The 19638-nt window shown below is 70.6% G+C and carries 21 protein-coding genes; 13 read left to right on the forward strand and 8 right to left on the reverse strand.

Annotation, left to right across the window (positions count from 1 at the left end; genetic code table 11):
* Positions 1–30: 30 nt before the first annotated feature.
* The gene (locus ASF20_RS02365) at positions 31–291 is read right to left on the reverse strand and encodes a DUF3892 domain-containing protein (protein WP_056270413.1); all 261 of its coding nucleotides are present in this window, start codon (positions 289–291) and stop codon (positions 31–33) included.
* Between the two features lie 140 nt (positions 292–431).
* On the opposite strand from ASF20_RS02365, the gene ASF20_RS02370 reads away from it, so the two are divergent.
* Positions 432–731 (forward strand): HigA family addiction module antitoxin, encoded by a 300-nt coding sequence (locus ASF20_RS02370; RefSeq protein WP_056220016.1) that lies wholly within the window; start codon positions 432–434, stop codon positions 729–731.
* 15 nt (positions 732–746) lie between these two features.
* Here the strand turns inward: ASF20_RS02370 and ASF20_RS02375 are convergent, their stop codons facing one another.
* On the reverse strand, positions 747–2381 hold the full coding sequence (locus tag ASF20_RS02375) for an AarF/UbiB family protein (RefSeq protein ID WP_056220018.1): 1635 nt from the start codon (positions 2379–2381) through the stop codon (positions 747–749).
* A 336-nt stretch (positions 2382–2717) separates the two neighbouring features.
* Here ASF20_RS02375 and ASF20_RS02380 point away from each other — a divergent pair, with 336 nt between their 5' ends.
* Together ASF20_RS02380 and gyrB are read left to right on the forward strand one after the other, a co-directional pair.
* Complete coding sequence (locus ASF20_RS02380) at positions 2718–3362, forward strand: MBL fold metallo-hydrolase (RefSeq protein WP_056220021.1); 645 nt, start codon at positions 2718–2720, stop codon at positions 3360–3362.
* Positions 3363–3582: 220 nt separating this feature from the next.
* Entirely contained in the window at positions 3583–6030 is a 2448-nt protein-coding gene (gene gyrB / locus ASF20_RS02385; RefSeq protein WP_056270416.1) for a DNA topoisomerase (ATP-hydrolyzing) subunit B, read from the forward strand.
* Positions 6031–6251: 221 nt separating this feature from the next.
* Here the strand turns inward: gyrB and ASF20_RS23025 are convergent, their stop codons facing one another.
* The 3 genes from ASF20_RS23025 to ASF20_RS02395 are packed head-to-tail and all read right to left on the reverse strand — an operon-like array spanning position 6252 to position 8841.
* Positions 6252–6368, reverse strand: coding sequence for a DUF2474 family protein (locus tag ASF20_RS23025; RefSeq protein WP_082486892.1), 117 nt, complete (start codon positions 6366–6368; stop codon positions 6252–6254).
* A gap of 11 nt (positions 6369–6379) precedes the next feature.
* Positions 6380–7393, reverse strand: a complete 1014-nt coding sequence (gene cydB / locus ASF20_RS02390) for a cytochrome d ubiquinol oxidase subunit II (RefSeq protein ID WP_056270418.1) — start codon at positions 7391–7393, stop codon at positions 6380–6382.
* Between the two features lie 5 nt (positions 7394–7398).
* Positions 7399–8841 (reverse strand): cytochrome ubiquinol oxidase subunit I, encoded by a 1443-nt coding sequence (locus tag ASF20_RS02395; protein ID WP_056270421.1) that lies wholly within the window; start codon positions 8839–8841, stop codon positions 7399–7401.
* A gap of 266 nt (positions 8842–9107) precedes the next feature.
* Here ASF20_RS02395 and ASF20_RS02400 point away from each other — a divergent pair, with 266 nt between their 5' ends.
* The 4 genes from ASF20_RS02400 to ASF20_RS02415 all read left to right on the forward strand — a co-directional run bounded on the left by ASF20_RS02400 (position 9108) and on the right by ASF20_RS02415 (position 12731).
* Entirely contained in the window at positions 9108–11054 is a 1947-nt protein-coding gene (locus tag ASF20_RS02400; protein ID WP_056270425.1) for a heavy metal translocating P-type ATPase, read from the forward strand.
* A gap of 75 nt (positions 11055–11129) precedes the next feature.
* On the forward strand, positions 11130–11945 hold the full coding sequence (locus tag ASF20_RS02405) for a universal stress protein (protein WP_056270428.1): 816 nt from the start codon (positions 11130–11132) through the stop codon (positions 11943–11945).
* Positions 11945–12268, forward strand: a complete 324-nt coding sequence (locus ASF20_RS02410; RefSeq protein WP_056270431.1) for a cytochrome c — start codon at positions 11945–11947, stop codon at positions 12266–12268. The genes ASF20_RS02405 and ASF20_RS02410 overlap by 1 nt, the downstream gene beginning before the upstream one ends.
* 58 nt (positions 12269–12326) lie before the next feature.
* Positions 12327–12731 carry a BLUF domain-containing protein gene (locus ASF20_RS02415; RefSeq protein WP_056220039.1) on the forward strand — a complete coding sequence of 135 codons (405 nt, stop codon included), beginning with the start codon at positions 12327–12329 and terminating at the stop codon, positions 12729–12731.
* A gap of 196 nt (positions 12732–12927) precedes the next feature.
* On the opposite strand, the gene ASF20_RS02420 is transcribed toward ASF20_RS02415, so the two are convergent.
* Complete coding sequence (locus tag ASF20_RS02420; RefSeq protein WP_056220044.1) at positions 12928–13794, reverse strand: universal stress protein; 867 nt, start codon at positions 13792–13794, stop codon at positions 12928–12930.
* A gap of 302 nt (positions 13795–14096) precedes the next feature.
* Here ASF20_RS02420 and ASF20_RS02425 point away from each other — a divergent pair, with 302 nt between their 5' ends.
* Together ASF20_RS02425 and fixJ are read left to right on the forward strand one after the other, a co-directional pair.
* Positions 14097–15647, forward strand: a complete 1551-nt coding sequence (locus ASF20_RS02425; RefSeq protein ID WP_056270434.1) for a PAS domain S-box protein — start codon at positions 14097–14099, stop codon at positions 15645–15647.
* A complete protein-coding gene (fixJ, locus tag ASF20_RS02430; RefSeq protein ID WP_056220050.1) occupies positions 15637–16245 on the forward strand; it encodes a response regulator FixJ in 609 nt (202 codons plus the stop codon). Before ASF20_RS02425 ends, fixJ begins: the two co-directional genes overlap by 11 nt.
* 102 nt (positions 16246–16347) lie before the next feature.
* Here the strand turns inward: fixJ and ASF20_RS02435 are convergent, their stop codons facing one another.
* The gene (locus tag ASF20_RS02435; RefSeq protein WP_056220053.1) at positions 16348–16653 is read right to left on the reverse strand and encodes a hypothetical protein; all 306 of its coding nucleotides are present in this window, start codon (positions 16651–16653) and stop codon (positions 16348–16350) included.
* Positions 16654–16733: 80 nt separating this feature from the next.
* Positions 16734–17051, reverse strand: a complete 318-nt coding sequence (locus ASF20_RS02440; protein ID WP_056270437.1) for a phasin family protein — start codon at positions 17049–17051, stop codon at positions 16734–16736.
* A gap of 284 nt (positions 17052–17335) precedes the next feature.
* Here ASF20_RS02440 and ASF20_RS02445 point away from each other — a divergent pair, with 284 nt between their 5' ends.
* The 4 genes from ASF20_RS02445 (at position 17336) to ASF20_RS23765 (ending at position 19172) form a co-directional block, all read left to right on the forward strand.
* Entirely contained in the window at positions 17336–17704 is a 369-nt protein-coding gene (locus tag ASF20_RS02445; protein WP_056270439.1) for an SPW repeat protein, read from the forward strand.
* 7 nt (positions 17705–17711) lie between these two features.
* A complete protein-coding gene (locus ASF20_RS02450) occupies positions 17712–18023 on the forward strand; it encodes a hypothetical protein (protein WP_244476302.1) in 312 nt (103 codons plus the stop codon).
* A 124-nt stretch (positions 18024–18147) separates the two neighbouring features.
* A complete protein-coding gene (locus ASF20_RS02455) occupies positions 18148–18834 on the forward strand; it encodes a helix-turn-helix domain-containing protein (RefSeq protein WP_056270442.1) in 687 nt (228 codons plus the stop codon).
* A gap of 116 nt (positions 18835–18950) precedes the next feature.
* On the forward strand, positions 18951–19172 hold the full coding sequence (locus tag ASF20_RS23765) for a hypothetical protein (protein WP_156647932.1): 222 nt from the start codon (positions 18951–18953) through the stop codon (positions 19170–19172).
* Positions 19173–19638: the final 466 nt, after the last annotated feature.

Here is a 19638-nt window from a genome sequence, read left to right on the forward strand (position 1 = left end):
GCGGCGTTCACGCCCGAACCCCGAACCGGATCAGCAATCCGGAAGATCGTCCAGGTTGTTCCGGGTGGTGGTATCCCGATCCGTGCGCAGGTACTTGCCGTTCGGCCCCTGGACGACCCGGATCTCGGTCCGTCCGTTTGTCCAGGGCACGTGATAGCTGTGCAGCCCGAGTTCGATGTCGTTGATGGCGTCCTGCTTCCGGCGCGGCGACCACGCGTCGCCATCGTTGCACAACGCCGTGATGTCGCCTTCAGCGTTCTTTCCGGTCTTCCTGACCGCACGATCAGCCATGGTGTCCGCGTCCTTCCGTTGGCAGCCCGATGGGGCATGCGAACTTCAGGTAATTTGTTTCATCAGAAATGCAACCTGAGAGAAACTTTTCGCGGGGCGCGGGCCGATGTATCCTCGCGCGACCGCACAGGAGATCGGCCATGGCCCGCATCCGCACCCATCCCGGCGAGATCCTCGTGGAGGCGTACCTGACGCCGCTCGCCCTGTCGGCCCGGCAGTTCGCGGCGGAGATCGGCGTGCCGCCCAACCGGGTCTCCGAAATCATCCGGGGCCGGCGCGGCATCACCGCCGACACCGCGATCCGGCTCGGCGTCCGCTTCGGAACCACGCCGCAATTCTGGCTCAACCTCCAGAACGCCCACGACCTGTCGAAGGCGCGGGCGACGGTGGATGATTCCGGCGTCCGCCCCCGCGCGGCCGAGCCTGCCGCGGCGTCCTAGGGGGCGCCCGCCCCGCTACTTGTTGCGCCCCAGCAGGACCAGCCAGCCGATCCCGATCACGCAGACCATGGCGCCCACGGTGATGAAGGCCGGCGTGCCGAGGTCCATGAAGCGGGGGGCGAGCTGCGTGGCGAAGGCGGCGACGATGAGCGCCACCGCGATGCGGGCGGCGGCGCGCTCGATGCCGCGGGTGAGCTTCTCGATGCCCTTGAGCTCGATCTCGACGGTGACGCGGCCCTGCTTCAGGCGCACCAGCATGAGGTGGATCAGGGTCGGCAGCTCGGAGGCCGCGCCGAACAGGCCGGCGCCCACCGCCTCGACCTTGCGGGTCAGGCCCTTGATCGAGAACTGCGAGGCGAGCTTGCGCCGCACGGTCGGCCCGGCGGCCGAGAACAGGTCGAAGCCGGGGTCGAGCTGGCGCATCACCCCGTCGGCGGTCACCAGCCCCTTGAACAGGATGGCCAGATCCGTGGGCATGGCGAGGTCGTTCTCGCGGGCCATGGTCATGAAGTCGGTGAGCAGCGCCCCGAAATCCAGGGAGGCGCCGGTGTGGCGGGCGACGAAGGCCTGCGACGAGGCCTCGAGCTTGGTGAGGTCCGGGTTGCTCGAGCCGCTCCAGTCGAGGAGCACGGCCATCAGCCCGTCGGAATCCTCCTTGAGCATGGCGCCGATCAGCATCAGGAGCTGGGTGCGGCGGCGCTGCGAGAGGCGCCCGATGATGCCGAAATCGATGAAGCCGATCCGGTTGTCCGGCATGATCAGCATGTTGCCGGGATGCGGGTCGGCGTGGAACACGCCCTCGATCAGGGCCATCTGCAGGAAGGCGTCGGTGCCCTTCTGGGCGAGCAGCACCTTGTCGTAGCCGGCGGCGTCCAGGCGGGCATGGTCGTTGGGCGGGATGCCGTGCACGAATTCCTGCACCAGCACCCGCTCGGAGGTCCATTCCCAGTGGATCTTGGGCACCACGATGTCGTCGCGGTCGGCAAAGATCGCCGCGATGGTCTCGCAGTTGCGCGCCTCGTTGATGAGGTCGAGCTCGCCGTAGAGGCCGCTGGCCAGGTGGCGCATCTGCTCCTGGGGCTGGTAGCGCCCGAATTCCGGCCACTCGTCCACGACGATGCGGGTGGCGTGGCCCATCAGGCGCAGGTCCGCCTCGATGGTCTTGCGCAGGCCCGGGCGCAGCACCTTCACCACCACCTCCTCGCCGGTCTGCAGGCGGGCGCGGTAGACCTGGGCGATGGAGGCGGCGGCGAGCGGCGTGGTGTCGAACTCGGCGAAGATCTCCGAGGCCGGGCCGCCGAGGTCCTCCTCGAGCTGGGGCCGGATGCGCTCCCACGGGATCGGCGAGACCTGGCTGTGGAGCTTCTCCAGCTCCTCGGTCCATTCCGGGGTCAGGAGGTCGGGCCGGCTCGCCAGGATCTGGCCGAGCTTCACGAAGGTCGGCCCCAGGGTCTCGATGGCGCGCCGCACCCGCTGGGGCTGCGACAGGCGGGCGATGTCCACCTGCGGCGTCCGGCGCTTGGCGAGGCGCGCCACCTGGGCGAGGCCGAGGCGCTCCACCACCTTGGTGACGCCGAAGCCGATGAGGACGGACGCGATCTCCCCGAGGCGCTGCCGGTCCCGTGCGGCGACGAAGGCGGTTTTCAGCATGTGCGCAAGGGGCCCGGATGGGGGAGGGGGACGGTGGCTCGCTCGGCGAGGCGTGCGGCCGGACCGTGGTTAAGGCTCCGTTAGGCCCGTGGCGAGGCCGAAGTTTGACCATGGGGCCGCGACATGGGGGCCGCGACATGGGGGCCGCGACACGGGAACGGCGACCGGGGAGCCGCGCGGCGGGGGACGCGGCGGGCGCGGCGGATTCGCGCCCGCACCGATCTCGGGCTAGACAGGCCGCCACCGGCGCCGCTGCGGCGCCCGCCCTCACGTCCACCCCGCGCTCCGGCGGCGCCGACCCCCGCGCCGCCGCGGCGCCATCGCGCGAGACCCCTGATGCCAGGCACGCCCCGCGCCGGAATTATTCCGGTGACCCCCTTCCAGCAGAACTGCACCCTGATCTGGTCGGACGAGACCAAGGTCGGCGCCGTGGTCGATCCGGGCGGCGACCTCGACCGGATCGAGGCGGCGATCGCCGCCCAGGGCATCGCCATCGAGAAGATCCTGCTCACCCACGGGCACATCGACCACGCCGGCGGCGCGGCCGAGCTGCGCGACCGGCTCGGCGTGCCGATCGAGGGGCCGCACGAGGCCGACCGCTACCTCCTCGACAGCCTGCCGGAGACGGGCGCCAATTACGGCCTCGACGGGGCCCGGGCGGTGACGCCGGACCGCTGGCTGGGCGACGGCGACGTGGTCGAGGTCGGCGGCCTGGCCTTCGACATCCTGCACGCCCCCGGCCACTCCCCCGGCAGCGTGGTGTTCATGAGCCGCGACGCGCGCTTCGCCCTCGTGGGCGACGTGGTGTTCAAGGGCTCGGTCGGCCGCACCGACCTGCCCGGCGGCAACCACGAGCAGCTCATCCGGGCCATCAAGGACAAGGTCCTGCCGCTGGGCGACGACGTCGCCTTCATCCCCGGCCACGGCCCCACCAGCACGCTCGGCGAGGAGCGCGTGTCGAACCCGTTCCTGCAGGATTGAGGCCGGCCGGGCCCCGTCGGCCGGATCCCGGCGGGGCCTTGACGGGGGGTTAACGCGAACGGGGCATCGTGGTCGCGATTCCGGGGGTCCACGGGCCCGAAAACGATGCATTCCCAGTGGGAAATGCTTATATTGCGCGGGTCAAGAAGAAATGCAGGCGGCGGGGGCCCGGCCTGGGCCGGCAAGTCCGGCCTGAATGCCCGCCTGCCCGAGGAAGTTCATGTCCGACAGTTCCCATAACCTCGCCGCCGATGCCTACGGCGCGGAATCCATCCGGGTCCTCAAGGGCCTCGACGCGGTGCGCAAGCGCCCCGGCATGTATATCGGCGACACCGACGACGGCTCGGGCCTGCACCACATGGTCTACGAGGTGGTCGACAACGCCATCGACGAGGCGCTCGCGGGCCACGCGGACCTCGTCACCGTCACGCTGAACGCCGACGGCTCCGTCACGGTCTCCGACAACGGCCGCGGCATCCCCACCGACATCCACAAGGAGGAGGGGGTCTCGGCGGCCGAGGTCATCATGACCCAGCTGCACGCGGGCGGAAAGTTCGACCAGAACTCCTACAAGGTCTCCGGCGGCCTGCACGGCGTCGGCGTCTCGGTGGTCAACGCCCTCTCGCAATGGCTGCGCCTGCGCATCTGGCGGGGCGGCCGCGAGCACGCGATGGAGTTCCGCCACGGCGACGCGGTCTCGCCGCTGATCGTCGTCGGCGACGGCAACGGCCGGCGCGGCACCGAGGTGTCGTTCCTGCCCTCCACCGACACCTTCACGATGATCGAGTTCGACTACGCGACCCTGGAGAAGCGCCTGCGCGAGCTCGCCTTCCTGAATTCCGGCGTGCGCATCGTCCTCACCGACGCCCGCCACGCCGAGCACAAGCGCGAGGAGCTGTACTACGAGGGCGGCATCGAGGCCTTCGTGCGCTACCTCGACCGCTCGCGCAAACCCATCGAGGGCATGCAGAAGCCCGTCATGGTGCGGGCCGAGCGCGACAACATCCGCGTCGAGGTCGCGCTCTGGTGGAACGACTCGTTCAACGAGACCGTGCTGCCCTTCACCAACAACATCCCGCAGCGCGACGGCGGCACCCACATGGCGGGCTTCCGCGCCGCCCTCACCCGGCAGATCACCGGCTATTCGGAATCGTCCGGCATCGCCAAGCGCGAAAAGATCTCGCTGACCGGCGAGGATTGCCGCGAGGGCCTCACCGCCGTGATCTCGGTGCAGGTGCCGGACCCGAAATTCTCCTCGCAGACCAAGGACAAGCTGGTCTCCTCCGAGGTGCGCCCGGCCGTGGAGAACGTCCTCAATGAGGGGCTCTCGAACTGGCTCGAGGAGAACCCGGCGCTGGCCCGCTCGGTGATGGCCAAGGTCATCATGGCGGCCTCCGCCCGCGAGGCGGCTCGCAAGGCCCGCGAGACCGTGACCCGCAAGGGCGTCCTCGACATCGCCTCGCTGCCCGGCAAGCTCGCCGATTGCCAGGAGCGCGATCCCTCGAAGTGCGAGATCCTGCTGGTGGAGGGCGATTCCGCCGGCGGCTCGGCCAAGCAGGGCCGCGACCGCACCTTCCAGGCCGTTCTCCCGCTGCGCGGAAAAATCCTCAACGTGGAGCGGGTGCGGGCCGACCGGATGCTGTCCTCGGCCGAGATTGGCACCCTGATCACCGCGCTCGGCGCCGGTATCGGCCGCTCGTCCACGGACCGCGAGGGCTTCAACCCCGACAAGCTGCGCTACCACCGCATCATCATCATGACGGATGCCGACGTGGACGGCTCGCACATCCGCACCCTGCTGCTGACGTTCTTCTTCCGGCAAATGCCGGAGGTGATCGAGCGCGGGCACCTCTACATCGCCCAGCCGCCCCTCTACAAAGCCGCCAAGGGCAAGTCGGCGCTCTACCTCAAGGACGAGCGGGCGCTGGAGGACTACCTCATCGATGCCGGCGTCGAGGGCGCCGTGCTGCGGCTGGCCTCCGGCACCGAGTTCGGCGGCCCGCAGCTGAAGTCCCTGGTCGAGGAGGCCCGCCAGTTCCGCGGGCTGATGCAGGCGCTCCACACCCGCTACGACCGCGCCGTGGTCGAGCAGGCCCTGATCGCCGGCGCCTTCCGGGCCAATGTCGACGAGAACGCGGCCGAGGCCGAGGTGCTGGCCGAGGAGGTCGCCCGGCGCATGGACCGGATCGCCGACGACATCGAGCGTGGCTGGGAGGGCGCCGTCTCGGAGGGCGGCTACGTCTTGAGCCGGACCCTGCGCGGCGTGCGCCAGGTGGCGACCCTCGACGCCTCGCTGCTGGCCTCGCAGGAGGCGCGCCGCCTCGCCGACCGGGCGGAGGCCCTGCGCGAGATCTACGACCAGCCCGTCACCTACGCGCGCAAGGGCGACGAGACCACCCTGCACGGGCCCGTCGGCCTGTTCGAGGCGGTGATGGCCTTCGGCCGCAAGGGGCTGCAGCTCCAGCGCTACAAGGGCCTCGGCGAGATGACCGCCCAGCAGCTCTGGGAAACCACCCTCGACCGCGACGTGCGCTCGCTCCTCCAGGTCAAGGTCAAGGACACCCAGGACGCCGACGACCTGTTCGTGAAGCTGATGGGCGACGTGGTCGAACCCCGCCGCGAGTTCATCCAGGACAACGCCCTCAGCGTCGCCAACCTCGACGTCTGAGGCGGGTCGGGTTCGGGCCTGAACCGCCCCCTCGTGGCCGTCGAACCCCATCGGGCTTCGGCGGCCAACAGGGAGCCCCTGACCTTGCGACGGATCGCGTCGCCTCGGCCGCTTCGCCTCGGCCGCGCGAGACACGGTGGCCTGCCCCGATGCGGCCTGCCCGATGACCCGTTCGAACCGGGAGGGGGTCGGTGAACGCGGCTCGGCCGAGACGGCCCTCGTCATACGACCTTGAGGAGCCATCGCAGGGGCAGGGCGACCGCCGTGAGGCAGGCGATGCCGCCGGCCCACAGGGCCCCGAACCAACCGAGGCGGCGCATCCAGCGGGGGATGGTCATGGTCCGCCTCCCTAATGGTAGCCGGGCGCGCCGGCGGTGACCTTACCCCGGAACAACCAGTAGACGTAGGCGGTGTAGCCGAGCACCATCGGCAGGAGCACGACCGTTCCGACGAGAAGGAAGCGCTGGCTGCTCGGGTGCGTGGCCGCGTCCCAGATCGTCACCGAGGGCGGCACGATCATCGGGAACAGGCTGATGGCGAGCCCGACATAGGACAGCAGGAACAGGCCGAGCCCGCACAGGAAGGGCATGACCTCCTCGCGCCGGTCGAGGGCGTCGCGCAGGCGCCAGCCCAGGAGGCCGACGAGAAGCGGGACGGGGGCGACGAAGGCCATCGCCGGAAAGGTCAGCCAACGACCGCGGAAGGCGGGGCTAAGGAACGGCATCGCCAGGGACACGACGGCGATGGCGGCGACGGTCGCCCAGCCGAAGGCCCGGGCGAGGCGATAGGCCCGGAGCTGGAGCTCACCCTCGGTCTTCCAGATCAGCCAGCCCGCCCCGAGCAGCCCGTAACCGGCGACCAGCGCGAGCCCGGTGAACAGGGAAAACGGCGACAGCCAGTCCCACCAGCCTCCAGCATAGGCCCGCCCCTCGACGCGGACGCCCTGCACCAGGGCGCCGAGGCAGATGCCCTGGCAGAAGGCGGCGACGAGGCTCCCGGCCGAGAAGGCGCCGTCCCACGCGGTCCGGGAGAGACGCGTGACGGTCCGGAACCGCATCTCGAACGCGACGCCGCGGAACACCAGGGCGAGCAGCATCAGCGTCAGCGGGATGTAGAGGGCCGGCAGCAGCGTGGCGTAGGCCAGCGGGAACACGGCGAACAGGCCGCCCCCGCCGAGGATCAGCCAGGTCTCGTTGCCGTCCCAGACCGGGGCGACGGTGTTCACCATCACGTCCCGGTCGGCCTTCTCCCGGATCGCCGGGAACAGGATGCCGACCCCGAGGTCGAAGCCGTCCATGACCACGTAGAGGAAGATGGCGGTGGCGATGAGGAGCGCCCAGACGAGGGTGAGATCGAGGGTCATGGGGACTACTCCGCGGGCTGGAGGGCGGGACGGCGCGCGCCCGCGTGGGGCGCGTCGAGGGCCGGTGCCGGGGTGATGCCGGCCGTTCGCACCGGCACGCCGGTCGGCGGTCCGGATTCGTGGACCTGCGGGGTCTGGTTGAAGAGGTGCAGCAGGTACCAGATGCCCGCCCCGAACACCGCGAGGTAGACCACCGCGAAGGCCGCGAGGGAGGCGGCGACGGCGGGCGCGGCGATCGGCGAGACGCTGTCGGCGGTGCGGAGCAGGCCGTAGACCGTGAAGGGCTGGCGCCCCGTCTCGGTGACGGTCCAGCCGGCGGTGACGGCGATCAGCCCCGACGGTCCCATGGCGACCGCGAAGCGCTGGAACCAGACGGTCTCGTAGAGCCGGCCCTTCCAGCGCAGCCAGAGCGAGACGAACCCGAGGGCGATCATCAGGAGGCCGAGACCGACCATGATGCGGAACGACCAGAACACCAGCGGCAGGTTGGTCGGCCAGGTCGCGCGGGGCATGTCCTTGAGCCCCTTCACGGTGCCGTTCAGGTCGTGCGTGAGGTAGAGGCTCGCCAGGCCCGGGATGCCGAGGGCGCCCCGTGTCTCGCCGGCCTCGGCGTCGGGCCATCCCAGGACCAGGGCGGGGGCCCGGCTTTGGGTCTCGAAGTGCCCTTCCATCGCCGCGACCTTGGCGGGCTGGTGCTGGTAGGTGTTGGCGCCGTGCACGTCGCCGATGACCAGTTGCGCCGGCGCGACGAGCGCGGCCATCCACATCGCCATGGAGAACATCACCCGGGCACGGGGATTCCGGCCGTCGCGCAGGAGATGCCACGCAGCGACCGCGCCCACGATCATCGCCGTGGTCAGGTAGGCGCCGGTCACCGTATGGGCGAAGCGGTAGGGGAAGGAGGGGTTGAAGACGATGGCCCACCAATCGGCCGGGGCGAACCGGCCGTCGGCCCCCAGCACGTGGCCCGTGGGGGTCTGCATCCAGGAATTGGCCGAGAGGATCCAGAAGGCCGAGGTCAGGGTGCCGAAGGCGACGAGGCAGGTCGCCAGGAAGTGCAGGCGCGGGCCGACCCGCTCCAATCCGAACAGCATGACGCCGAGGAAGCCGGCCTCGAGGAAGAAGGCCGTGAGCACCTCGTAGCCGAGGAGCGGCCCCAGGATCGGCGCGGTGCGGTCGGCGAAGACCGACCAGTTGGTGCCGAACTGGTAGGACATCACCAGGCCCGACACGACGCCCATGGCGAAGGCGACGGCGAAGACCTTGAGCCAGTAGCGGTAGACATCGAGGTAGACGGCCTTGCCGGTGGCCAGCCAGCGGCCCTCCAGGACGGCCAGGAAACTCGCTAGGCCGATGGTGAAGGCCGGGAATAGGAAGTGCCACACGACGGTCAGGGCGAACTGGGTGCGGGCCAGGTCCACCGCGCTCGGCAGGGTCAGGGAAGGCATCGGGATCTCCGGGCGTCCGGGCGATGCGCCCGGATCCATCCGCCCGACGATGGCGGGGGGCCGACGCCGCGACCTTGCGCTGGATCAAGGCAGCGAAAACTCTTCCCGGCGGGCGATGCGGGATCGGCGCGGCGACGCAGCGCTCGCCGTCGCGAGGCTTGGGCCCTCTCCGTCGACGCAACGGGCGCCTGTTGATCCAGCGCAAGGCTTCCCGGTCGACACGGGCGCACCCCGAAGGCCCCCGACAGCTGGAAGCGACCCTGAGAATGACGACCGCGGCCGTTGACCCCAGGACTTCGCGCGCGCCGGCGGGCCTCGGCTGGCTGACGGGCCTGCGCGGAGGGCTGGCCGTCCTTCCGCTCGCCGGCCTCTGCGCCGGCCTGTCCGCCGAGGCGCTCGGTCGCCCGGACATCGCGGCCTGGGCGTGGACGCTTCCGACGCTGGCGGTCCTCGCCGTCCTCGCGCTCCAGGTCGTGACCAGCCTGGCGCGCGGCGACGTCGGGCTCGACCTCGTCGCCCTGCTGTCGATGGGCGGCGCGCTCGCCCTGTCGCAGCCGCTGGCCGGCGTCGTCATCGCCCTCATGTATGCCGGTGGCCAATCCCTGGAAGCCTACGCCTCCGGACGCGCCGGGCGGGCCATGACGGCGCTGCTCGCCCGGCAGCCACGCTCCGCCCTCCGCGAGGACTCGAGCGGCGTGAGGGAAGTCCCCATCGAGACCCTGGCCCCGGGCGACCGCATCCTCGTGCGCGTCGGCGACGTCCTGCCGGTGGACGGCCGCGTCGCCGCGGGCCGGGCCATCCTCGATCAGGCGACGCTCACCGGCGAGGCCCTGCCGGTCACGTTCGAAGCGAACGCGTCCGTGCTGAGCGGCACAGTCAATGTCGGGGCGCCCTTCACGCTCCTGGCCGAGCGCCGGGCCGCCGAGAGCACCTATGCGGGGATCGTCCGGCTCGTCGAGGCCGCCCGAACCCAGAAGGCGCCGATGGCGCGCCTCGCCGACCGCTACGGCCTGGCCTTCCTCGGCCTGACCCTGATGCTGGCCGGGGGCGCCTGGGCTGCCACGGGCGATCCCTTGCGGGCCCTCGCGGTGCTGGTCGTCGCCACGCCCTGCCCGCTCATCCTCGCGGTGCCCGTCGCCCTGATCTCCGGTCTGTCGCGGGCGGCCGGCATCGGCGTCATCATCAAGGGCGGCGGCGCCCTGGAGAAGCTGGCGCGGGTGCGCGTCCTGGTGGTCGACAAGACCGGGACGCTGACCCACGGGACGGCGCGGCTGACGGCCGTGGATCGCCTCGGTCCCGTCGCGGAGCAGGATGTCCTGAGGCTGGCCGCCTCCCTCGACCAAGCCTCCGGCCATCCGACGGCCCGTGCCCTGGTCGATGCGGCCCTCGCCCGCGGCCTTACGCTGACGCAGCCGACGCAGGTGGCCGAAGTCCCGGGCGAGGGCGTGTCGGGCCTCGTCGCGGGGCGGCCCGTGAGGGTCGGCGGACCCCGCACGATGCGGGCGCACGGCATCCCCTTCCCGGAGACGGACGCCGTCCGGAACGCGGATGCCGTGGCCGCGACGGTGCTGGTGGCCGTGGACGGCAGGCCCGCCGCGATCCTGAGCTTCGCCGACCCGGTACGAACGGATGGCGGACGGACGCTCGCGGACCTGCGCCGCTGCGGCATCCGGCGCGTGGTGCTCGCGACCGGAGACCGGCGCAGCGTCGCGCAGGCGCTGATCGCGGGCCTGCCCATCGATGCCCTGGCGGCCGATCTCGATCCTGCGGGGAAGACGCAGGTCGTGGCGCGCGAACGGGGGCAGGGGTTGGTGATGATGGTGGGGGACGGCGTCAACGACGCGCCCGCCCTGGCGGCCGCCGATCTCGGGGTCGCGCTCGGCGCCAGGGGCGCGGCCGCGGCGGCCGAGGCGGCGGACGTCGTCCTGCTGGTCGACAGCCTCGCGCCGCTTCCGGATGCGATCCGCATCGCCCGGCGGGCCCGGGCCATCGCGCTCCAGAGCGTGCTGGTCGGCCTCGGCCTGTCGCTCGCCGGCATGGTCGCGGCGGCCCTCGGCTACCTGACGCCGCTGCGGGGCGCCCTGTTGCAGGAGGTCATCGACGTCGCCGTCATCCTCAACGCCATGCGGGCGCTCGGTGGTCCGATGACCGCCCCGGCATCCGATGCCGACGAATCCGCGCGCCCGGCCCAGCGGCCTCGTGCCGTCCCTTGAGATGGATCAAGGCCGGCGGAGCCGGGCCGAGCCAGATTGCCCTTCCGCCGGGCTCGGCGGCTTGGGGAGGCGGCCGTGGGTTACGCGCACATCCTGGTATCCGTGGACCTGGATCGCGGTTCCGCCGACCGCGTCCGGCTCGCCGCCGGCCTGGCGCGGCGCTTCGCGGCCGACCTGACCGGCGTGGCGGCCCGGCCGATCCCCGGACCGTCCGCATTCGCCAACATGCAGGCGGACGGGATCCTGCGCGCGGCCGAGGAACGCCGATCGCGCGACGAGGCCGCCCGGGTCCGGGACCTGTTCCTGCGCCATGCCCGCGAGGGCCTCCGCACCGACTGGCGGTTCACCGAGGGACATCCCACGGCCAACCTCGCCCGGGAGGCCCGCGCGGCGGATCTCGTGGTGGTCGGGCGCCATGGCCCGGCCGATGCCGTGCCGGGCGCGATGACGGTGCTGCCCGGCCCGTTGCTGATGGAGGCGGGACGTCCGGTCCTGATCGTTCCCCCGGGGATCGAGCACCTGGGCGCCGACCGCATCGTCGTCGCCTGGAAGGACACCCTCGAGGCCCGGCGGGCCGTCACGGCGGCGCTGCCTTTCCTGCGACAGGCGGACCACGTCTACCTCGTCTCGGTCGGACAGGAGACGCAATTCCAGGGAATCGAGGAGGTGGCGGCCCACCTGTCGCGCCACGACGTGAATGCCACCACCCATGCCCTGTTCGGAAGCCGGTCGGTCGAAGCCGACGAGATCCTGCGCTTCGCACGCCGGGAATACGCCGACCTGATCGTCCTGGGAGCCTATGGACATTCGCGCCTTCGGGAATGGATCTTCGGCGGCATGACCCACGACATCCTGCAGACGGCACCCGTCTGCTGCCTGATGAGCCACTGATGCGCCGCGCGCTCGTCCTCGCATCGGTCGCGCTGTTCGGGCTCGTCGCGCCCCCCGCCACGGCCCGTGACGGATCGGCCTCACGCGGCAAGGCGTTGGCCCGCGCGACCTGCGCGCGATGCCATGGCATCGGCTCTCGGGGAGTCAGCCCGATGCCCGAGGCGCCGGCGTTTCGAACGCTCGCCCGCCGCTTTCCCATCGATGATCTCGCCGACATCCTGGTCGAGGGTGTCGAGCGACGTCACCCGGCCATGCCCGCGTTCCAGCTCGATCCCTCCGATGCCGACGACCTCACCGCGTATCTGAAGTACCTGAGGCGATGACAGTCCTCCCCGGGATGGCGATCCGGCCGGTGGACGAAGACGAAGGTCGAAGAAGCCCATGGAGCGATCCTTTCTCTACGTCAGTCGCAGGCAGGCGACGGAAGCGGACATCCGGGACATCGTGGACGCCGCGCATGTCAGGAACGTTCGGCTGAACGTCACCGGCGCGCTGATCGCGACCGACGGACGCTTCGCCCAGATCCTGGAAGGCTCGCGCGCCGCCATCGACGAACTGATGGAGAGCATCCGCCGCGACCGGCGGCATACGCAAGTCCACGTGGTGCAGGACCGAGACGCCCCGCGGCGTGACTTCGCCGACTGGTCGATCGCCTATTCGGGCGGGTCTCTCTTCGTCGACGGTTTGATCGGCGCCCTCGCGACGGGCTCGCGGCCGGAACCCGACCGCCACCATCTGCGACGGCTCCTGGCGTTCATGCGGGAGTTTGCGCGCGCCCCCCGGTGAAGGCCCCGCGCCGCTTCGAAGGGGTCTCGCCACAGCCCCCGGCATCCGTCACGGCGCGCGGGTCGTTTTCGTCCCAAGGCGCCTCCCGCGCCACGGCGGGATCGCGGACGGGACGGGGTGTTGGGCCGTGCGACCCGGACGGCCGCAACGGGAACGCGGTATCGGCGGCTCGGTCTCGTGACCGAACCTCCCCTCGTCAGTGCGCGAGGAGCAGGGGGGCCGGGCTGCTTCTCAGGAGGGCGCGCGTGACGCCACCGAAGAAGAACTCGCGGACGCGGGAATGGCCGTACGCCCCCATCACGATCATGTCGGCGTGAAACATCGTCGCCTGGTTGCGAAGCGTCTCCGCGGTGTCCCCCACCACCGGGACGTCGACGACGCTGACGGTCACGCCGTGGCGCGCGAGGTGAGGCGCGAACTCGGCACCCGGAACCGATGTGTAGAGTTCTTCTGTGCCGGCGACGCAGACGATCTCGACGGCGTCCGCCGCGCAGAGGAACGGCATCGCGTCGTTGGCCGCCCGCGCCGCCTGCGCACTGCCGTCCCAGGCCACGATGATCTTCCGACCGGTGAAGGCGTCGTGTCCCGGCGGCACTGCGATGACCGGACGACCACTCGCGAGGAGGGCTTTCTCGATCACCTCGCGATCCAGATCGTAGGTCCGCGGTCCCGCATCCAGGACGGTCAGGTCATGCAGGCTGGCCTGAGCCACCAGCCGACCGACGACGTCCGGGTAAGGCAGGCTCGGCGTCTGCGTCGTGCAGAGCACGCCCGCCTGCGCCGCGTCCCCGGCCGCACGGTCCGCGACGGAACGGGCCATCGCATCGAGGCGCCGGTCGATGCGCGCGACCCCATCGTCGTCGAGATCGAAACTGCCGAGCCAGGCATCGTCGCCCGAGAGGCACCACGAGGCGGATTGGACCGTGAGGTGGGCGCCGGCGGCTTTCGCGAGCGTCAGGCCGTAACCGATGGCGCTCGAGGGTTCCTCGTACGCGGTCTCGACGGTCGTGCCGACGAGGATGTCGCGAATGGCCGCGAGCGGGGATGAGGGGGGCTTCGCCATGGGGCGTCTCCAAGTTCTGCTGGGTCCCGTGTTCGTCCCGTCGCGACCCAGCCGCCTTGATCCACCTCAAACGCCCCCTTCGCCACAAGATGCTTAGCCGCGGCCAGCAGTTGCGCGGTATCCATCGACTATCTTCAGTGATAGAAACCGCATCAATCGCCGGCCATTGATCTGCGGGCCATGATGTTGGCCGAAGATGTTGCTGTTCGTGGAAGCGTCCATCACGTGACATCCTTGAACGGACTGGTTGCAGAGATTGTTCTTTGGAGCCCTGGAATAGCCAGCGCCGAAGGGGGCGAACGATGACGAACCCCATCGGCTCGATGTCCCTCGGCCATCTGGGCGACGGCACGCTGACCGTCGACGAACTCCGGCAGACCCTGGACGACGTGGGCGTCTGCATCTGGTCTCTGGATATCCCGACCGGCCGCGTCACGGTCTCGCCGACCTGCGCCCGGCTCTTCGGCGTTCCGCCGGAGCGACTGACCACCTTCACGGCCTCCCAGGCCCTGGTGCACCCCGATGACCGCCAGGCGCGGGCCGATGCCATCCAGGGGGCCCTGCGGGATGGCGGGAGCTACGAGGTCGACTACCGGGTCGTGCGGCCGGACGGTCAGGTCTGCTGGCTGCGCTCGTGCGGGCAGGTGAACCGCGACGCAGATGGCCGACCGGTGCGTCACCGGGGCGTCGTCCTCAGCATCCACGAACAGAAGAAGGCCGAGGCGGACCTGCGCGCCCGCGAGGCGCACCTGCGCTCGATCCTCGACACGGTGCCCGAGGCGATGGTCGTCATCGACGAGGGCGGCCTCATCACCTCCTTCAGCACGGCGGCCGAGCGCCTCTTCGGATACGCGGCCGCCGAGACCATCGGGCGCAACGTCCGGATGCTGATGCCGGAGCCGATGCGCGGCGAGCACGATGGCTATCTCGACCACTACCGCCGAACCCGGGAGCGCCGCATCATCGGCATCCATCGGGTCGTGACGGGCCAGCGGGCGGACGGCACGACCTTCCCGATGGAGCTCGCCATCGGTGAGATGCGCTCGGGCGAGCAGGTCTTCTTCACCGGCTTCATCAACGACCTGACCGAGCATCAGAGGATCCAGGCACGGCTGCAGGAACTGCAATCCGAACTCGTCCACATCTCGCGCCTGAGCGCCATGGGCGAGATGGCATCCACCCTGGCCCACGAGCTGAACCAGCCGCTCGGCGCCATCGCCAACTACACCAAGGGCTGCCGTCGCCTGCTCGCGAACCCGGGTCCCGAAGCCATTGCCAAGACCATCGAGGTTCTCGACAAGACCGCCGAGCAGGCCCTGCGGGCCGGGCAGATCATCCGCCGTCTGAGGGAGTTCGTCACCCGCGGCGAGACCGAACGCCGCCTCGAGTCGGTCTCGCGGCTGATCGAGGAGGCGGGCGCCCTGGCCCTGGTCGGCGCCCGGGAGCAGGGCCTCGTCGCCCGCCTCCGCGTGGCCCCCGGCCTGAAGGCCGTTCTGGCGGACCGGGTGCAGGTCCAGCAGGTCCTGGTCAACCTGATGCGCAACGCGCGCGAGGCCATGCAGCACAGCGAACGGCGCGAACTGGCCGTCGACGCCCATGCGCTCTCCGCCGAGGCGGTCGAGATCACGGTGGCGGACACCGGCCCCGGCATCGCGGACGAGGTCGCCGACAGGCTGTTCCAGCCCTTCGTGACCACGAAGGCCAGCGGGATGGGCGTCGGCCTCTCGATCTGCCGCACCATCATCGAGGCGCATGGCGGCCGCCTCACGGTCGAGCGCAACGCGGCCGGCGGGGCGACGTTTCGCCTGACCCTGGCGACCGCCCCGGAGGGAGATGCCATCCATGGCCCATAGCCTCGTGCACGTGGTCGACGATGACCCGGCGATGCGGGATTCGGTCGGCTTCCTGCTCGACACCGCGGGCTTCGAGATCGCGCTCTACGAGGCCGCGACGGACCTCCTCGACACGCTGGTCAAGCCGGCCCGCGGGTGCGTCCTGACCGACATCCGCATGCCCGGCGTCGACGGGCTCGAGCTGCTGCGCCGCCTGCGGGCCTGCGGCCATACCCTCCCCGTGGTGGTGATGACGGGGCACGGGGACGTGCAGCTCGCGGTGGAGGCGATGAAGCTCGGGGCCTGCGACTTCATCGAGAAGCCGTTCGACGACGAAGCGTTGGTGCAGGCGCTGCGCTCCGCCCTGAACCGGGGCGGAGCGGCCAAGGTCGTCGATCCCACCCTCGACGAGTTCGTCCGTCGGGTCGGCACCCTGAGCGACCGCGAGCGTCAGGTGATGGACCAACTCGTCGCGGGCGGCTCCAGCAAGGACATCGGCCGCACCCTCGACATCAGCCCGCGGACCGTCGAGATCTACAGGGCCAAGCTCATGGCCAAGACCCAGGCGGCCAGCCTGCAGGAGCTGGTGCGATGGTCCGTGCTGGCCGGCCTGGCCTGACGCGGCTGCGAGGCCCGGCAAGGACGGAACGCGTGGGGGAGCCGCCGGTCCTGGCGCAACGGGCGCCCGACAGCGCGGAGGGGCGGTGAGGGCGCCGGCCGCTCACGGCCTGCAACGATCCGGCTCGGGCCCCTCGCCGCCCCAGGGACGGGAGTAGCGAGCCGACAGGGTCTCGCAGGGATGATGAAACAGGTAATATCCGAACGCGGCACTGGCCTCGCGCGCCGGTGCGGGTTGGAAGCCGAACGGCAGGCTTCCGGTCTCGCGGACCTCGGCGCCGAAGTTCCAGCCCTGGGCCCCGACGAAGGACGGGATCGACAGGTCCTCGCGGACGGCGCAACACAGCCCCGGCGCATGCCGGTGCTGGAAGATGCGGTAGATCTGGGGGCGGCATGGTCTGCCCGGCATCGGAGCCCGTCCTGCCAACAGCGCTTCAGGGTCTCGGGAGAAGCCCGCCGGAGCCATTGGCCGGTCGGCGGACGCCCGTGTCACGCCGCCTTGGCGAAGGCGGTCTCCGTGACGTCGTGCGACAGGGTCGTCGCCTCCTGCCGGTCGTCGGTCAGGCCCCGGGTCACGAACGCCGCCTGGAGCGCGACGACCTCCTGGAGCGAGCCGCACCGCGCCAGCCCGACGAGGTGGTCCGCCTGGGCCTGAAGGCGACGGCCCGTGAAGCGCATCGTCTCGGCCGCGAGACGCAACGGCACGTCGACGGCGAGGGTGCGCCAGGCGGCCAAGCCAGCCCCCATCGCCTCGGCGGCGTCCTTGGGGTCATGGGCATGCAGGTGCGGCGTGTGTCCGGAACGCATCGCGATCTCCTTGTCTGGCGAAGGGGCGCAGGGTGCGCCGGCCCACGGCAAAGACCTTGACCCAAATCAAACATCGAGGGATGCATCGTCGTTCTGGAGATCAAGCGACGGCTTTACCAATCTTCGGCAGTTCTCCTGCTGCCGGGACCGGACCTCTGTTGATTTGGGTCAAGGCCGCAGACCCGTCGCGCGACGATCGTCCTCGCGTGGAAGCGACGGGACGTCCGTCGCTCGGCGTCCGGTCGGCCCCGACTCCCGGGCGCCTTGCTCGCGAGGAGAAGTCGATGCGCACCATCGAGAACCGAGCCGAGGACGCGGTCTTGAACGGCCTCAACGTCTTTCTGGGCATTACCCTGTTCCTGGCCCCCTGGTACCTGGAGCTGGGCAGCGAAACGGTCGCAGCGCGAAATGCCTTCATCTGCGGCGCCGCGATCGCCGTCATCGCCATGCTTGCGCTCAGCCAGTCCTACGACTGGGAGGAATACCTCAACCTCGCCGTCGGTCTCTGGGTGGCCGCGGCGCCCTGGGTGCTGGGCTTCGCGGAGCTGAAGGTCGTCGCGGGCGCCCACGTGGTCATCGGCCTCGCCGTTTTCGTCCTGTCCGGGTCTGAACTCTGGCGGCTGTACCGGTCGCCCGAGGCGCGCTCCGTCTGACCGGAGCGTGTTCGTCAAACAGCGGCTGCGCCGCGCCGTCACGGCCGGCGCAGCCCCGAAGCTCCAGGGCTCCCGATTGCTGCGAACCACGGTCATGCCGTCCGATCCCCTCGCGATCCTCCTCGCTGCGGCGTTCACCTCCGGCTGCGCCTCGATCCACGCTCTGCGCCATCACGCCGATGGCCTGACGTTCGTCCTCGCGGTGATGGCCTACGCGCTCGCCACCGCCGTCGGGTCCCTGCTCGCGGCCCGCTTCGGCCTGCTCATGGCGCCCGACCATGCCGGCGGATGGATGGCCGTGGCGATCGGCGGGGGATGACGGTCGACCCCCGGACCTACGTAATTGCCCTTACGCAGGGGCCCTTACGAAACGGGCCGGAATTTCCCTCCGGCGACAGCGCGGCCAACTTCCCCCTCATCCGATCCGGACGAGGAGTCGATCCATGGCCACAGAGATGACGCGACCCATTCCGTCGTTCACCCCCGCGAACGTCCCGGTTGCCATCGGCCGCGAGGGCGTCCTCTTCGCGGGTTGCCCCGAGATCGTCGGAACACCGTTTTCCTATGGCCGCGAGGAGGAGATCTACGGTGAGGGCGAGGACGCCGAGTTCGTCTACCGGGTGACCGACGGCGCGGTCCGAACCCACAAGGTCCTCAGCGACGGTCGGCGCCAGATCACCGGTTTCCACCTGCCCGGCGACCTGTTCGGCTTCGAGCAGGGCCAGACCCACCGGCACTCGGCCGAGGCCCTCTCGGACACGAAGGTCCTGATCTTCCGGCGCCTGGGGATACAGCGCGCCGCCACCCGCAATGCCGAGGTCGCCTGCCACCTCTGGAACATGGCCACCCGTGGCTTGCGTCACGCCCAGGACCACATGTTGCTTCTCGGCCGCCGCTCCGCCGTGGAACGGGTGGCGACGTTCCTGATCGAGGTCGACGAACGGCTCGGCGGCACCGGGACGTTCCTGCTCCCGATGACGCGGCGCGACATCGCCGACTACCTGGGCCTGACCATCGAGACCGTGTCGCGGACCCTGTCGCAGCTCGAGGAGGCCGGCGCCCTGCTGCGTGCCGGCGGACGTCAGGTCAGCCTGCGCCGTGCGCGCCTTCGCCGGGTCGTCGAGGACTGACCGGTTCCTCGCCGCAAGGCATGAGCCGCACGCGACGTTCAGGCATGGCTTGACGCAGATCAACGAAGAAGAATTCGCCTCGAAGAAACATCGACCCATTGAACGGAGCGCCAATCATGCCATCGACATCGACTATCAGCCGGAGGATCGTGAAGGTCGTGAAACCCGGGATGAGGGCCAAGGACTTGATTGCGGCCGTTCGCGAGCGCTGGCCAAAGGTCTCCAAGAAGAAGATCCGGCGTTCAGCCTTCGCGGCCCTGATCGTGCGTGCAGGCAAGAAGGCAGGTAAGAGCGGCTCGGGCGAGCGCGGCTCCGTGCAGCCGGCACCGACGCACTGACGGCGGGGCATTGGAGAGGCCGAACGGCAGCCCGGTCGAACGGTCGACCGCCTGCGCACGCACATCTCCGCGGTGTTTCGCGGCAACGGACGCGTCTTCAAGCTGAAGCGGGCGGTGCACGTCCCGGACCTCGACGTCTCGACGACCGAGCGCCGGCACGCGATGTGCCGTCCCGGGGGCGACGAGCGCGATGCGCGGCCCCGTCGCCGGAATGTCCCCCGCGGCAATCCGCTCCTCGGAGACGATGGGCAGTCTCGGGAATCGCCTTGAAGCGGGCCGCCGATGGCGCGCTCGGCGGCGAGATCCGCATCGGTGACAGGCGATCCCCCCTTCCATCTCGGTGCGCGACCGGCCGCGGAGAGGACGGCCGAGACGGCGATGCGCGCGAGATCGCGTGCCCACCCATCCCCAGCGCGACGGGCCGCGGCGACCTCGTTCGAGTCCATGCCGGCTTCCGCGATCCCTG

It is taken from the genome of Methylobacterium sp. Leaf88 (assembly GCF_001422795.1).
In the GTDB taxonomy this organism is placed as follows: Bacteria; Pseudomonadota; Alphaproteobacteria; order Rhizobiales; family Beijerinckiaceae; genus Methylobacterium.